Genomic DNA, 14,677 nt, shown 5'->3' with positions numbered 1-14,677 from the left:
TGATATCGGATCATCGGGCCGCGCAATGGTAGAAACCGGTCCATGACCGTCGCCCGACCGGACGAGGTGCGCCGGTTCAACCGGTCCAGCCTCCTGCGGCTCCTGCACACCGGAGGCCCCGCCACCCGTGCGGCGCTGGCGACCGCGCTCGGGCTCAATCGTTCCACCATCAAGATGCTCGTCGACGGCCTGACCGAGGACGGGGTGGTGGAGGAGAAGGTGCCGCGTATGGCGCGCGGGGCCGGGCGGCCCTCGCTGCTGGTGCTGCCGCAACCGCAGGCGGCGGTGGTGCTCGCGGTGGACGTGCAGGTCGAGCACGCGGGGATCGCACTGGTGGGTTTCGGCGGGCAGATCCTGGGGCGCAACAGCTGGAATCTGCGTGGGCGGCAACGGGAACCGGACGAGGTGATCACCCACGTCGCGGAGTCGGCCGCCATGCTGGCCCAGGACCTGGGGTTACGGCCGGTGGCGGCGGGGGTGTGCGTGCCCGGGGTGGTGCGGCGCGCCGACGGGCTGGTGCACACCGCGGCCAACCTGTGCTGGGGCGAGGTGGCGCTGGGGCAGCGGCTGCGCACGGTGCTCGACCTGCCCGTCGTGGTCGGCAACGACGCCGAATTCGGTGCGCTCGCAGAGCATGTCAGGGGTGCGGGGCGCGGGGCGGCCGACGCGGTGTTCGTCTCCGCCGATGTCGGCGTGGGCGGCGGGCTGATCGCGCAGGGCGCGCTGCTGCGCGGCTCCGCCGGATATCTCGGCGAGATCGGCCACATGACCGTGCGCCCCGGCGGCCGAATCTGCCACTGCGGCAACGAGGGCTGCTGGGAGACCGAGGTCGGCGAGGCCGCGCTGTGCCGCGCTCTCGGTATGCCCGAGCACGGCCCGCGCGGCGCGATCGTCGCCGAACTGCTTGAGCTGCACGGCGATTGGGAAACCCACCTGCGCGAATATCTGGACTGGCTGACCCTCGGCCTGGTCAATGTGGTGAACATCCTCGGCCCCGAACTCGTCGTGCTGGGCGATCTCTTCACCGCGCTGCCCGACGGCGCCGTCGCCCGCGTGGGCGAGCAGGTGCGCCGCCGCAGCATGGTCAGCCGCGCCCTGGGCGGTGTCCGTATCGAAAAGTCCAGGCTGGGAGCCGATCTGAAGCTGCTGGGCGCGGCCGAGGCCGCGTTCGAGGGCGTGCTCGCGATGTTGTGAACGCCCGCGCCCGGGCGGTGGGCCGGACGGCGTGCGGGCCGTGCGGCTGAGGTTGAATGGGGGCATGGAACAGCTTCCCGAGGACTGGCAGCGCGGGATCGTCATCGTCGCGCATCCCGATGACATCGAGTACGGTGCGGCGTCGGCCGTCGCGCGATGGACGCGGCAGGGCAAGGACATTCGGTACGTGCTGGTCAGCAGCGGCGAGGCCGGGATCGCGGGGTTGCCGCCCGCCGAGTCGGGCCCGCTGCGCGAGGACGAGGAGCGCGCCTCCGCCAAGGTCGTCGGCGTCTCCGAGGTGGAATTCCTCGGCCACCCCGACGGCCGTATCGAGGAATCCCTGACCCTGCGTCGCGATCTCGCCGCCGCCATCCGCCGCCACCGCCCGGAAATGGTGGTGCTGTTCAACTTCGGCGGCACCTGGGCCCGCGGCTACGCCAACTCCGCCGACCATCGCGCCGTCGGCCGCGCCGCCCTCGACGCCGTCTCCGACGCCGGCAACGAATGGATCCACCCCGACCTCGCCGACCTCCCGGCCTGGTCTCCCCGCTGGGCCGCCGTCTGCGGTGTCACCGACGGCAGCCACGCCGTGGACGTCACCGAAACCTTCGAGGTCGGCGTGGAATCCCTCATCGCCCATCGCCGCTACCTCGAGGCCCTGAGCCCCGACCCCGTCGAAACCCAGGCCCGCGCCGTCCTGGAGATGACCACCGGCCCCAAGGAAGGCTTCCCCGCCGCCCGCGCTGTCGCGTTCGAGCTCTACAACTTCGCGGGCTGAACCCGACCACCTCCACTCGCCACCCCGTGTGCAGATTCCGTCGCCCAACGAGCCGGATCTCGACCGGCCGGTGAGCCGAATCGTGGTCGGCCGGTGGGCCGAGTCCCATTCGATCGGCCGACGAGCTGGTTTTCCGGCGGCGGGCGAGTCTCGGTCTGCCAGTGGGATGGATCGCTGTCGTCTCGGCGTGTGGTCCGTGCTGATGGCGACATCACGGTTGGCAGGTGCGGGCGGCGTCGGTGGGGTGTGGCAGTCTGTCGGCGTGCGAGTAGCGGTGGTGGCCGGGCCGGATCCGGGGCATGCGTTTCCGGCGATTGCGTTGTGTGAGCGATTGCTGGCGGCGGGGGATGAGCCGGTGTTGTTCACCAGTCCGCGGTGGTTCGATGCGGCGCGGGACGCGGGGATCGGGGTGCGGCGGCTGAAAGGGCTGGCACCGCGCGCCGAGGATGACGATGACGACGCGGGCTCGAAGATTCATCAACGGGCCGCGCATATTTCGACGGAGATCCTGCCGGATCTGAGCGCCATGCTGCCGGAACTGGTGGTGTCGGATGTGCTGACCGCCGGGGGCGGAATGGCCGCCGAGCGGTTGAGGCTGCCGTGGGTGGAGCTGTCGCCGCATCCGCTGTATCTGCCGTCGAAGGGCTTGCCGCCCATCGGAAGTGGGCTCGCGGTGGGGGAGGGCGTGCGCGGGCGCGCCCGGGACTCGGTGCTGCGCGGCCTGACCTCGCGGGCGATCCGCCGAGGGGAGTCGCAGCGTGAGCAGGCGCGCGCGAGTATCGGCCTGCCGCCACAGGACCCGGGCCCCACCGCGCGGCTCGTCGCCACCTTGCCCGCCCTCGAGGTCCCCCGCCCGGATTGGCCCGACAACGCCCACCTGGTCGGCCCCCTGCTGTGGGAGCCCACCGATCACATTCTCGACCTTCCGCCCGGCGACGAGCCGCTGGTCATGGTCGCCCCCTCGACCGCCCAGACCGGCACCGCGGGCCTGGCGGAACTCGCCCTGGAAGCCCTCGAGGGCGCGGGCGTCCGAGTGGCCGTCTCCATGCTCGACACCCCGCCCGCCGACCTGCCCGCCTGGGCCACAGCCGGTTTGGGCCGCCAGGACGCCCTGCTGCGCCACGCCTCGGTGGTGATCGGCGGCGGCGGTCACGGCCTGCTCGCCAAAACCCTCCTCGCGGGTGTCCCCATCGTCACCGTCCCCGGCGGCGGCGATCAGTGGGAACTGGCCAATCGCGCTGCCCGCCAAGGCAGTTCGATCCTCGTTCGCCCCGCCACCCCCGAATCCCTGCGAGACGCGGTCAAACGCATCCTCGACGACCCCGCCTACACCGCCGCCGCCCACTCCGCCGCCACCGGCATCTCGGTAGTCTCCGACCCCGTCGAAATCTGCCACGCCGCCACCCGATGAGCAGCGGGTGGGGGCGGTGGGGGCGGCGTGTAGGGTTGCGGCCGTGCGATTGACGGAGTTCCAGGAGTTGTTGCATACCGAGTTCGGGACCGCGCGGGGGGACGTGCTGTTGACCGATCATGTGCTGCTGTCCATGGGGCGGACGGGGGCGCAGGCCATCGAGGCGGGGGTCGATCCCCGGGATGTGTGGCGGGCGCTGTGCGCGGAATTCGATGTGCCGAAGTCGCGGTGGTGAATCGCTAGTTCGGCGGGATCTTCTTCGCGTAGTGGCGGGTGGCTTTGGCGCGGTTGCCGCAGGCTGCCATCGAATGCCAGCGGCGGGTGCCGTTTTTCGAGGTGTCCAGGAAATAGAGGACGCAGTTGGGGTGGGCGCATTTCTTGATGCGGTCGGGGGTGGCGGCCAGCAGGTGTAGCAGGTTGTCGGCGGCCAGCCAGGCGGGGAGCCAGGCCGGGTTGGCGACTTCGGGGAGTGCGGCGGGGCCGTCGGGGGTGAGGGCGCGGCGGATGCGGCCGCGGGTCAGGACGGCGTTGAGGTCGTCGGCGGAATCGCCCTTGACGGTGTGCAGGATGGCTTCGCGGGCGGTGAGCAGGGCCTGACGGGTCGGCTCGTCGGCGGGGAGATCGAGGTCGTTGTCGGCCAGCCATTGCGCCACGCCGGGCACATCGGTGAGCAGGTCCTGGTGCCCTTCCGCGTCTATCCAGCGGGTATTGAGCAGGTCCAGGGCGAGTGGTTCACCGAGGTGGGGGCGCGGATTGGGCACGTCTGAGGGTAACCGTCGCGCTGCTGTCATCTGGTCGGCCACACCTTTCTAACCGGTAACACTCACTTCAGGGGTTGACGGTGGGATGGATCGTCGTTTAGTTTCTAACCAGTTATACAACAGACACTGGTTAGATGATCCGAAAGGGTTCCCATGACTTCCCCAGCGCTCGCCACCGGACACATCGGCCTCAATGTCACCGATCTCGACCGGTCGGTTGCCTTCTATCGGCGGGCCCTCGGCTTCGAACAGCTCGGCGCGGGCGGCGCGGGCTCGCAGCGCTTCGCCTTCCTCGGCAGTGACGGCAAGCTCCAGGTGACGCTGTGGCAGCAGAGCGACGGCGAGTTCTCGGTGAGAACGCCCGGCCTGCATCACCTTTCGTTCCAGGTGGACAGCATCGATCAGGTGCGGGAGGTGGAATCGGTGCTGAAGGAGCTGAACGTGGCCTTCGCGCACGAGGGCGTGGTCGCCCACGGTGAGGGCGCGGCCTCGGGCGGCATCTTCTTCATCGACCCCGACGGCATCCGGCTCGAGGTCTACGCGCCCACCGGCGCGCAGGACGCGCCCGCGCCGAGCGGGGCCGCGCCCACCTGCGGCTTCTTCTGATCTGAAAGCACGCTGTTCGCAGCGCAATTCGAGACAGCGAGCCGCCCGGTCGGTGGCCCGCCGACGGGAGGCATCGTGACGACCATCTATCACCCCGGCGAGTTGGCCGTACAGGAACGGATGGGGCAGACCGCCATCGCCGAGCGGGTCGGTCGGATGATCCGGCCCTACATCGTCCCGGCGGCGGCGGAGTTCCTCGCCGACCAGCCGATGGTCGTGGTGGCGGCGACCGATGCGGAGTCCCGGGTGTGGGCGAGCCCGCTGGTCGGCCCGCCGGGGTTCGCCCGTGCCACGGGCGAGCGGACCATCGCCGTGGACGCGCTGCCGGCCGCCGGTGATCCGCTCGCCGAAACCCTGCGCGCGCCGGGTCATCTCGGCATGATCGCGCTGCAACCGCAGCTGCGGCGGCGCATGCGCGTCAACGGCACCTCGGTACCGACCGAGCGGGGACTGCTGATCGCGACCGACCAGGTGTACTCCAACTGCCCGAAGTCCATCTCCCGCCGCGAGCTCGAATACCGGTCGGACCCGGGTGTCACCGCGGTGCGGCGCACCGCCGCGCTCGACCCGGACCAGCGGTCGGCCCTGTCGGCGGCCGACACCTTCTTCGTCGCCTCCGCCGACCTCGACGGCAATGCCGACGCCTCACACCGCGGCGGCAATCCCGGCTTCCTGCAGGTGCTTTCCCCGACCCGCTTGCGCTGGCCCGACTACCGTGGCAACTCCATGTTCATGACCCTGGGCAATATCGCCGCCAACCCCCGCTGCGGACTGCTGGTGCCAGACTGGCGGACCGGCTCGACCTTGCAGCTCACCGGCGCCGCCGGAATAACCTGGGACGAAACGACCTTCACCACCGGTGCGCAGTGTTCGATCGACTTCGAGATCACCGAAGTGGTGCAGATCTCGCAGGCCACGCCGCTGCACTGGGGCGAACCCGAACTCTCCCCGGTCAAACCCTGACAACCCCGAAAGGTTCACCCATGCGTCCACCGCTTCCGCCCTTCGACCTGGAATCGGCGAAGAAGAAGGTCCTCGCCGCCGAGAATGCTTGGAACACGCGCGATCCCGAGACCGTCGCGCAGGCGTACACCGAGGATTCGGTCTGGCGCAATCGCGACGAGTTCCTCACCGGCCGCCCCGAGATCGTCGACTTCCTGAAACGCAAGTGGGCCAAGGAGAACGGCTACGCGCTGCGCAAGGAACTCTGGTCCTACACCGACGACCGCATCGCCGTCCGCTTCCAATACGAGTGGCACGACGACAACGGCCAGTGGCACCGCAGCTACGGCAACGAACTCTGGGAATTCGCCCCCGACGGCCGCATGTCCCGCCGCGAGGCCAGCATCAACGACGTCCCCATCCCCGAGGCCGAGCGCCGCATCTTCGGCCCCCGCACCCCCGAAGAATCCTCCGTCTCGCTTCCCCTGCGTTAGCAACAAGATCAGGGAGCTCTCACCGAGGCTATTCGGACCAAATCCCTCGGTGAGAGCTCCCTGATCTTGGTCAGGTGGTGGAGCCGCGCCAGGTGAGCTCCAGCAGCGCGGGTGGGGGATTGCCAGGTGTGGTCGCCGTCGAAGCTGGAGTACCAGATCTCGTCGCCGGTCGCGGATTTCCATGCCAGGTGCAGTGTTCCCGCGTGGGCGGCGAGAGCGGGGGCCAGGTCGGAGTAGGCGTCGGCGGGGTTGGCGCGTGCGGTCCGGGTGATGGCGTTGGTGGAGCTCCACAGGCGGATCCACTTGTCGTTGTCCAGTGGGGCCTCGGTGCCGCGGTTGGCGAGATAGAGGATGCCGTCGAGGACCGCCACCGCGGGCGTGTCGGACGAGGCGATGCCGGGCAGGACGACCGGGGCGGTCCAGCCGGTATTGGTGCGCGCCGACATGTAGACGCTCTGGTTCGAGGTCAGCAGGGTGTCGGAGCCGCGCCAGAAGATATGCGGCACACCGTGAAACGAGACCATGGCGGGGGCGCACGCGGTTTCCGCGCCGCCCAGCATCTGCTGGTCCTCCCACTTCTGGCCGTCGGCGGAGGTCGACCACCAGATGTTCTGATCGCGGCCCGCGCCCTTCCAGGCCAGGTAGAGGGTCTCGTCGCCGATTCCGGCGGCCGTCAGGGCCGGGTGCTCGGAGGTGCCGACATTCGGGGTGTTCCACGGCCCGGACCAGCTCTGCCCGTCGGGGCTGCTGGACAGCCAGATGGAATCGGAACTGTCCTCGGCGCGCCAGGCCAGATACGGGTTGTCCTGGAATGTCGCCGATCCCGGCCCGCGCGGGGAGGTGGCGTTGGGAACCGGTGTCTGCGTGGTCCATTGACCGCCCTGGGCGGCGGCCGCGGACCGGAGCCGGGTATCGGGGCGAGGGAGTGTCGACATGATATTCACCGCGGCTTTCTGCGCGAGAACGGTGGAATCGCAGGGGAATTGGGGGCGGACCGCACGGTGCGCCGACGGGCCCAGTCCAGTGCGGTCGCCCCGGTGATCATTCGAAAACTGATCTGGCGGAACGTATTTCGATCCCTCTTCGACTTGCCGGTCGGTTCGTGATGGCACGCACCGTCAGCCGACCGGCACGGGAGCGGGGACGGGTTCCGCCGCTCGCTCGTGGGCGCGGAACAACGCGAAGACCACGGCACCGCAGGCGATTCCGACGGCGGCCGCGACCGCGACCGCCGAGTCGAGCCCGGTCGCGAAGTGTGACGGCGTGAGCCGCTCACCGGCGGCGCCGCGGAAGACCGTGCCCAGCACCGCCACTCCGCGTGCGAGCCCCAGCTGCCGCGCGGTGTTGACCGCACCGGCTGCCGTGCCGCTCTGCTGCGGCGGGACCGCGGCCATGCCGACGGCCACCAGCGGCGGGGCCATCACCCCGACACCCGCGCCGATGACCAGCAGCCCGGGAATCGCGGCGGCCCAGGAGGATCCGGCGTCGATCAGGGTCATCAGCCCGCTGCCCGCGCCGATCGTGACCAGGCCACCGCCGATCGTCCACCGCGGGGACAGATCGTGCAGCCGTCGCCCGAACACACCCGACACCAGGAAGGCGCTGATCGACATCGGCAGCAGCGACAGCCCGGCCCGCAACGGGCTCAGGTGCGATTGCCGCTGGAGCCACAGCGAGATCAGCGGGCTGGCCGCGAAGGCCGCGAAACTCATGCCGAGCGCGGCGATCAGGGTCGCGACCAGGCCGGTGTGGCGCAGCAGCGGCAACGGCAGCATCGGTGCGGCGCTGCGTGATTCGATGAAGAGGAACGAAGTCAGCGCCAGCCCGCCGGCGATCAGCGTGGCGACCGCGCGCGAATCGGTCCAGCCGTGTTCGCCGCCGCGGATGATGCCGTAGGTGATCGCGGTCGCGGCGAGCGCGAAGGCGGCCATGCCGGGCGGGTCGATCCCGCGATCGGCGCGCCGCGGGGACGGCCCGAAAGCGATGGCGGTCAAGGGAATCGTGATCGCGGCGATGGGCAGGTTGACGAAGAAGATCCACCGCCACGACAGCAGATCGGTGAGCACGCCGCCGAGCACCACGCCGATCCCGGCGGACGCGCCCGCCACCGCGCCCCACGCGCCGAACGCGACACCACGATCGCGGCCGGTATAGGTGGCGTGCAACAGCGACAGCGTGGTGGCCAGCATGGCCGCGCCGCCGATGCCCTGCGCGGTGCGCGCGGCGATCAGCCACTCCGAGGACCGGGCGAGGCCGCAGGCCAGCGCGGCCGCCGCGAACAGGACCAGGCCGACCAGATAGATGGGTTTCGCGCCGACCCGATCCGCGAGCGAGCCCAGCACCAGCAGCAACGCGGCCAGGGCCAGGGCGTAACCGTCGACGACCCACTGCAATCCGGACAGGCCGGTGCCGAGATCGACGGCGATATCCGGAAGGGCGACGTTCACGATGGTTACGTCGATGAGGAGCATGAGCGTGCCCAGACAGGCCGCGAACAGCGGGAGCCATTTCCGCATTGGAACCTCCAGAAGAGCGAGCGATTTCGTCACTTAGACTCGCGGGGAAGGCTTGTATCCCATAGCTGCACCGCTGATTACGAAGGATTCCTCCCATGGATAGTGAGAAGGCGGACGAATCCTCCGTCTTGGATACCCTCGACAAGCAGATCATTCACGGCCTGGTCATCGATGCGCGCATCCCGTTCGCCCGGCTCGGCGCGGTGCTCGGCGTCTCCGAGCAGACCGTGGCCCGGCGTTACCGGTCGCTGCGGCGGCGCGGCATGATCCACGTCGCGGGCCAGGTGAATACCGTGCCGCTCGGGCGCACCCGGTGGATCCTGCGCATCAAGACCGCGCCGAATCGGGCGGTGCCGCTGGCCGAGGCGCTGGCCCGGCTGCCGGACGTGAGCTGGGTTTCCCTGCTGGCCACCGGATTCGAGGTGACCTGCGTGTGCCGACCGCGGTCGGCGGAGCGGCAGGAGGAGCTGCTGCTGCGCATGATCCCGCGGGCCGCTCAGGTGCTCGAGCTGTCCGTGCACGAGGTGATGCGGCAGTTCCCGTTCGAGGAGGAGTGGCCGCGCTACGGCCATCTGTTCACCCCGGAGCAATTGCGCGAACTCGGTCCGCGCCCGCCCATGTGGGAGCCGCGTGGGCCGGAGCGGCAGGTCGAGCTGTCGCGCGAGGACGAGGCCATGCTGGCGATGCTGGGGCGCGACGGGCGCGCCTCCTACGCGCAGCTCGCGGCCGCCACCGGGTGGAGCGCGAGCCGGGTGACGCGGCGCATGAACGAGCTCGTCGCGTCCGGGGTGCTGTACTTCGATCTCGACTTCGCTTTGGAGCGAATGGGTTACGCGGCGCGGGCCATGCTGTGGATGCGGGTGCGGCCCGGCGATCTGGAGGCGGTGGGGCAGGCCGTCGCCACGCATCCGGAGGTGGCCTATGTCGCGGCGACGACCGGGACGGCGAATCTGACCGCGTCGGTGGTGTGTCACGACACCGCGCACCTGTACCGGTATGTCACCGAGTCGCTGGGCGCGCTGCCGGGGATCAATGACGTCGAGGTGCTGTCGGCGCTGCGGATGTTCAAGCAATCGCAGACGCTGGTCGACGATCGTATGGTCGCGATCGTGCCCTGACCTGGCCCGGACGTGGGCTTGCCGGCCGTTTGCCGCCAGGTCTTTCGCGTGTCGTTCAGCGCGTCGCTTGCATCGAACACCTGTTCGTCTACGCTCGTCGTCGGAACTTGTCGGTGCCTCCCTCTAACGTGGGCGCCAACCCCAGCAAGAGACACACCCGTTGAGAAGGGGAACTGACCATGGCACCACCGGCTTTCGATCGTGACAAGGCCCTCGAACTGGCGTTGGCGCAGGTCGAGAAGAGCTTCGGCAAGGGCGCGGTGATGCGCCTGGGCGAGGAGCAGCGCCAGCCGATCTCGGTGATCCCGACCGGATCGATCTCGCTGGATGTCGCCCTCGGCATCGGCGGCCTGCCGCGCGGGCGCATCGTCGAGGTGTACGGCCCGGAATCCTCGGGTAAGACGACGGTCGCGCTGCACGCGGTCGCCAATGCCCAGGCCGCGGGCGGTGTCGCCGCCTTCATCGACGCCGAGCACGCGCTGGATCCGGACTACGCCCGCAAGCTCGGTGTCGACACCGACGCGCTGCTGGTCTCCCAGCCCGACACCGGTGAGCAGGCGCTCGAAATCGCCGACATGCTGGTGCGTTCCGGCGCCATCGACATCATCGTCATCGACTCCGTGGCCGCCCTGGTGCCGCGCGCCGAGATCGAGGGCGAGATGGGTGACAGCCACGTCGGTCTGCAGGCCCGCCTGATGAGCCAGGCGCTGCGCAAGATGACCTCGGCCCTGAACAATTCGGGCACCACCGCCATCTTCATCAATCAGCTGCGCGAGAAGATCGGCGTCATGTTCGGCTCGCCGGAGACCACCACCGGTGGTAAGGCGCTGAAGTTCTACGCCTCGGTTCGCCTGGACGTGCGCCGCATCGAGACGCTGAAGGACGGCTCCGACGCGGTCGGTAACCGCACCCGCGTGAAGGTCGTCAAGAACAAGGTCGCGCCGCCGTTCAAGCAGGCCGAGTTCGACATCCTCTACGGCGTCGGCATCTCCAAGGAGGGCTCGATCATCGACATGGGTGTCGAGCACGGCTTCATCCGCAAGTCCGGCTCCTGGTACACCTACGAGGGCGACCAGCTCGGCCAGGGCAAGGAGAACGCCCGCAAGTTCCTCCTCGAGAACACCGATGTCCGCGACGAGGTCGAGAAGAAGATCAAGGAAAAGCTCGGCATCGGCGCGGACGTCACCGCCGAAGAGGCCCCCGCCGACTTCTGATCGATGACCCCTCGGGATTCCGAAGGGCCCCGGCCTGACCCGCCGGGGCCCACCCCCCAACTGGAAGCGGTGGAACGCCTCCGCCGCCAACTCGACGCAACCGCCGCCCGCGCGGCCAGACGCGCTTTCCGCCCCACGGCTTCCCGAACCTCCGAGCCGAGCCACGACCTCTTCGGCCGAGACTCCGCCGACCCCTACACCTCCAGCGCCGGCACATGGAACTACGGACCGGCCACCCACAGCGCGGCCGATCACGCTCCCTCCGAAGACAATTCGGCGGCCACCCGCAGCTCCACCTGGCACACCACCGACGGTGCGTCCGACCGGGTTGCCCCGCTCGCTCCGCGCCCACCGGACCCCGCCACCATCGGCCCCGGGGTCGAACCAGCGCACCGCTCACCCGATGTCGAGCCCGCCGCGAACGACCCGCGCTCACCCGATGCGTCCCACCCGCCGAATCCATCCAGCCCCCACCGCCGTTCGCCCACCGGGCGACGCCGCTCGCCGGGGCAGTGGCGAGAGGAAGCGCCCACTGCCCCCGGCGACGGCGGGAACCCGCTCGCGCCCACTCCGTCACCCCGAGCGCCGGAGCCGTTCGCGCCGGAGTCGATCAGCGCAGGCGCCGAGCCGCGTGCCGCTGGGTTCGGCGCCGGGGAAATCACCAACCACCCGTTCGTAGAGCCGATCTCACCGACGACCACCCGCGAAGAGAAGCTGCGCGCCGCGCGAGCCGCCCTCGCCCGGGCAACCGCCGCGGCCGCCGTCCCCGAATCGGAGGGGCGACCTCGCCATGCGGAACGCGAGAATCGCCGGACCAGCGGGCAAGCGCGCGAGGAATCAGAGAATCGCGGCACGAGCAGGGGATCGTCGCGTCGGCACGGTGATGTTGATGCGGCGGCCGAGTCGGGTGCTGCGCCGATCCCGCCCGCTGCTGGCAGCCAGGACAAATTGCGGGCCGCGCGTGCGGCGCTCGCCGAGGCGACCGCTGCGTCGAAAACGTCTGGGGTGTGGGCGGTTTCGGAGGGGAAGGGGCGGCCAGGAGCGCGCGCGAGTGCGGCGGAGCGGCGGCCGGGGGAGGCACCGATCGGTGCGGCTGATGGGAGGGGGGCTCATCGCGGTATGGGGCGGCGCGGGGCTGATCCGGAAGCGCTGGAGGCGTATTCGGACAGCGACGGGGAGGACCGGCGTGCCGGTGCGCGTGGGCGACGGGGGAATCGTCGTCGGGCGGATTCCGGCCCGGCGCGGGTCGGCGGCGACGGGGATGACTCCGAGGTCTCCGCGGCTGCCGGGGGCGGTCGGCGGCGACGTGGGCGCGCGGGTGCGGGACAGGAGTCGGCCGGAGCGGAGGGTATGCCGGGCGGTGGAACCGAGGCGCAGGCGAAGGATGTTTGCCTGCGCTTGCTGACCGATCGGGCTCGGAGCCGGGTGGAGCTGGCGGATCGGTTGGCGGAGAAGGGATTCAGCGCCGCGGTGGCGGGGCGGGTGCTGGATCGGCTGACCGAGGTCGGGCTGATCGACGACGCGGCGTTCGCGCAGCAGTGGGTGCGTTCACGCCACACCTACGCGGGCAAGGGCAAGAAGGTGCTCGCCGAGGAGTTGCGGCGCAAGGGCATCGCACCCGAGCACGCCGAACCCGCCCTCGAATCGGTCACCGCCGAGGACGAAACCGCCCGAGCCGCCGACCTGGTCCGCCGCAAGCTCCCGTCGCTCCCCTCGGACCTCGACCGCGACAAGGCAACCCGCCGCCTGGTCGCCATGCTCGCCCGCCGCGGCTACAACCCCGCCACCGCTTACGGGGTGGTCAAGGCCGAACTTGCCGACAGGTTCGCCCCCGACGACCCGTTCGATGCTCCGCACGGCACCCGTCCGGATACTCCGGCCATCGCCTCGCGCGGCGATCGGATTCGCCCCACGCGAGGGCGCGCGGCGAGTCGTGAGTTCGGCTCCGGCACAGCTGGTTCCGAGGAGAGCGCGGAGCCGGTCGATGACGAGCGGGAGCGCGCGGCGGAACTGGTTCGCGCCAAGATCCGCAGCCTGCCGGGCGGTCTCGATCGCGACAAGGCCACCCGCCGCCTGGTCGGCCTGCTGGCGCGCCGGGGCTTCGGCCAATCCGTCGCCTATGCGGTGGTGCGGGACGAATTGTCGCGTGCCGCTCTCGATTCCGAGTGAGTGTGGTTTGCCGGGCCCAGGGCGGGTGAGGGTCTTTGTGCTGGACCGTTGGCCTCTAGGCGGTGGTGTCGTCGCGGTGTGACGATCCTTCTGTGCGTGCGCTACCAGCGGTGCCGGGTGCGGGGATCGTGGGTCCGGAACAGGTCGGCTCGTTCATTCGAGACGGTTTCGTCCGGGTGGAGGGGATGTTCTCCCGGGAGGTCGCGAGACGGTGCCTCGAGATCATGTGGCCGGATACCGGTTGTGTCGCGGACGATCCGGCCACGTGGGCGAAGCCGCTGGTGCGGCTGCCCGGCTACGATGTCGAGCCGTTCCGCAGCATCATGCGGATGCCGGTGCTGGAGAACGCCTTCGACCGCTTGGTGGGGCCGGGCCGGTGGGGGCGCGGGTCGGATTCCGGGACGATTCAGGTCCGCTTTCCGCATCCGGATCCACCGCACGACGACTATTGGCATTTCGAGGGCAGCTATCTACCCGAGGGCTGGTCGGGCCATTCCTTCACCAACTACCGTTCGCGCGGGCGCGCGCTGTTCCTGTTCGTCCTGTTCACCGACGTGAGTGGGGCCGACGCGCCCACCCGCATCCGCGTCGGCTCCCACTTGGCCGTCTCCGCACGGCTGTTCGCCTACGGCGAGCAGGGTCTCGACGCGACCCGCATCGCTGAAACCGGGATTCTCGAGGCCACCACCACCGCCCCGATCACCTGCGCCACCGGCCACGCCGGTGACATCTACCTGTGCCACCCATTCCTGATCCACGCCGCCCAAGCACACCACGGCAGCACCCCCCGCTTCATGGCCACACCGGCCCTGCAACCCGCGTCCCCCCTGGAGATCGACCGCCCCGACGGCAACTACTCACCCGTCGAAGCAGCCATAAGGCTCGGCCTCGGCCGATGACGATTCGTCCGTTGACAGATGCTCCGGGTAGGAGCCGTGTCAGTCCGCCAGTGCGCGCAGGTAGCGGTGGCGGTAGTAGCGCTGGGCTACGAGCAGGAGTGGAAAGGTTGTGCGCCAGGGGCCGTTCGGGGCGGGGCGGGCAAGGGAGCGGAGAGTCAGGAGTATCCGGTCGTCGGTTGTGCGGTGGAGGATGAAGGCTTCCTCGCCGGAGACGGGGTGGCCGGGGAGGGTGCCGTAGGCGAAGCCCGCGCGGTCGGGGGTGTCGACGACGGCGACCACGCGTACCGGTTCGTGGATCGCTATGGGTCCCCATCCGGCGGTGATCCGGAAATTCGCGCCCGGGGTGACGCGGAGGTCGGGGGTGTCGAGTGGGGTGACGTGGAAGCCGCTGCGGCGCTTCACGCCCCAGCTCAGCAGTTCCTCGCTCGCTCGGTCCCAGAGTTCGGTGCCGTGGCCGAGGGGCACCGTGCGTTCGAAGCGGCGGAAGCCGGGCAGGGTGGTGGTCCAGGTGGGATCGGCGGGGGCCGTGATACCGGCCGGGGCGTAGGTGAGGGGCTCGTTCATCGGCCGGTCGC

The 14,677-nt window shown here is 70.1% G+C and carries 15 protein-coding genes and 1 pseudogene; 12 read left to right on the top strand and 4 right to left on the bottom strand.

Features of this window, described 5'->3' with window-relative positions; all coding sequences use genetic code 11:
• Positions 1–42 precede the first annotated feature (42 nt).
• The 4 genes from NS2_RS06200 (at position 43) to NS2_RS06185 (ending at position 3,618) form a co-directional block, all read left to right on the top strand.
• The gene (locus NS2_RS06200; protein WP_096490642.1) at positions 43–1,194 is read left to right on the top strand and encodes an ROK family protein; all 1,152 of its coding nucleotides are present in this window, start codon (positions 43–45) and stop codon (positions 1,192–1,194) included.
• A 64-nt stretch (positions 1,195–1,258) separates the two neighbouring features.
• A complete protein-coding gene (locus NS2_RS06195) occupies positions 1,259–1,972 on the top strand; it encodes a PIG-L deacetylase family protein (protein WP_033086372.1) in 714 nt (237 codons plus the stop codon).
• Between the two features lie 262 nt (positions 1,973–2,234).
• Complete coding sequence (locus tag NS2_RS06190; RefSeq protein ID WP_033086371.1) at positions 2,235–3,383, top strand: glycosyltransferase; 1,149 nt, start codon at positions 2,235–2,237, stop codon at positions 3,381–3,383.
• A 43-nt stretch (positions 3,384–3,426) separates the two neighbouring features.
• Positions 3,427–3,618 carry a DUF3046 domain-containing protein gene (locus NS2_RS06185; RefSeq protein WP_033086408.1) on the top strand — a complete coding sequence of 64 codons (192 nt, stop codon included), beginning with the start codon at positions 3,427–3,429 and terminating at the stop codon, positions 3,616–3,618.
• A gap of 4 nt (positions 3,619–3,622) precedes the next feature.
• Here the strand turns inward: NS2_RS06185 and NS2_RS06180 are convergent, their stop codons facing one another.
• Complete coding sequence (locus NS2_RS06180; protein ID WP_033086370.1) at positions 3,623–4,144, bottom strand: CGNR zinc finger domain-containing protein; 522 nt, start codon at positions 4,142–4,144, stop codon at positions 3,623–3,625.
• Between the two features lie 153 nt (positions 4,145–4,297).
• Between NS2_RS06180 and NS2_RS06175 the strand changes: the two genes are divergently transcribed.
• From NS2_RS06175 to NS2_RS06165, 3 genes are all read left to right on the top strand, one after another.
• Complete coding sequence (locus NS2_RS06175) at positions 4,298–4,750, top strand: VOC family protein (protein ID WP_033086369.1); 453 nt, start codon at positions 4,298–4,300, stop codon at positions 4,748–4,750.
• A gap of 120 nt (positions 4,751–4,870) precedes the next feature.
• Positions 4,871–5,713, top strand: a complete 843-nt coding sequence (locus tag NS2_RS06170; RefSeq protein ID WP_147207104.1) for a pyridoxamine 5'-phosphate oxidase family protein — start codon at positions 4,871–4,873, stop codon at positions 5,711–5,713.
• Positions 5,714–5,733: 20 nt separating this feature from the next.
• The gene (locus NS2_RS06165) at positions 5,734–6,186 is read left to right on the top strand and encodes a nuclear transport factor 2 family protein (protein ID WP_033086368.1); all 453 of its coding nucleotides are present in this window, start codon (positions 5,734–5,736) and stop codon (positions 6,184–6,186) included.
• 8 nt (positions 6,187–6,194) lie between these two features.
• Here NS2_RS06165 and NS2_RS06160 read toward each other — a convergent pair whose 3' ends face one another.
• Positions 6,195–7,121, bottom strand: a complete 927-nt coding sequence (locus tag NS2_RS06160; protein WP_143161265.1) for a hypothetical protein — start codon at positions 7,119–7,121, stop codon at positions 6,195–6,197.
• Between the two features lie 183 nt (positions 7,122–7,304).
• Positions 7,305–8,702 (bottom strand): MFS transporter, encoded by a 1,398-nt coding sequence (locus NS2_RS06155; protein ID WP_147207102.1) that lies wholly within the window; start codon positions 8,700–8,702, stop codon positions 7,305–7,307.
• A gap of 95 nt (positions 8,703–8,797) precedes the next feature.
• Between NS2_RS06155 and NS2_RS06150 the strand changes: the two genes are divergently transcribed.
• The 5 genes and pseudogenes from NS2_RS06150 (at position 8,798) to NS2_RS06135 (ending at position 14,102) form a co-directional block, all read left to right on the top strand.
• The gene (locus tag NS2_RS06150) at positions 8,798–9,820 is read left to right on the top strand and encodes an Lrp/AsnC family transcriptional regulator (RefSeq protein ID WP_033086365.1); all 1,023 of its coding nucleotides are present in this window, start codon (positions 8,798–8,800) and stop codon (positions 9,818–9,820) included.
• Positions 9,821–9,999: 179 nt separating this feature from the next.
• Positions 10,000–11,034: a recombinase RecA gene (gene recA, locus NS2_RS06145; protein WP_033086364.1), complete on the top strand. Its 1,035-nt coding sequence runs from the start codon at positions 10,000–10,002 to the stop codon at positions 11,032–11,034.
• Between the two features lie 1,302 nt (positions 11,035–12,336).
• A pseudogene (gene recX, locus NS2_RS38350) lies at positions 12,337–12,852 on the top strand (recombination regulator RecX); the annotation flags it as partial.
• Entirely contained in the window at positions 12,832–13,203 is a 372-nt protein-coding gene (locus tag NS2_RS38345; protein ID WP_370737280.1) for a hypothetical protein, read from the top strand. The pseudogene recX and the gene NS2_RS38345, both read left to right, overlap by 21 nt.
• Before the next feature lie 92 nt (positions 13,204–13,295).
• Positions 13,296–14,102: a phytanoyl-CoA dioxygenase family protein gene (locus NS2_RS06135; RefSeq protein ID WP_222594862.1), complete on the top strand. Its 807-nt coding sequence runs from the start codon at positions 13,296–13,298 to the stop codon at positions 14,100–14,102.
• A 39-nt stretch (positions 14,103–14,141) separates the two neighbouring features.
• Here NS2_RS06135 and NS2_RS06130 read toward each other — a convergent pair whose 3' ends face one another.
• Positions 14,142–14,666, bottom strand: coding sequence for a DUF1990 domain-containing protein (locus NS2_RS06130; protein WP_033086363.1), 525 nt, complete (start codon positions 14,664–14,666; stop codon positions 14,142–14,144).
• Between the last annotated feature and the right edge of the window lie 11 nt (positions 14,667–14,677).

Origin of the sequence: Nocardia seriolae NBRC 15557 (assembly GCF_007990715.1) — a bacterium.
GTDB lineage: Bacteria > Actinomycetota > Actinomycetes > Mycobacteriales > Mycobacteriaceae > Nocardia > Nocardia seriolae.
This window is presented reverse-complemented; position numbering and strand designations above follow the sequence as displayed.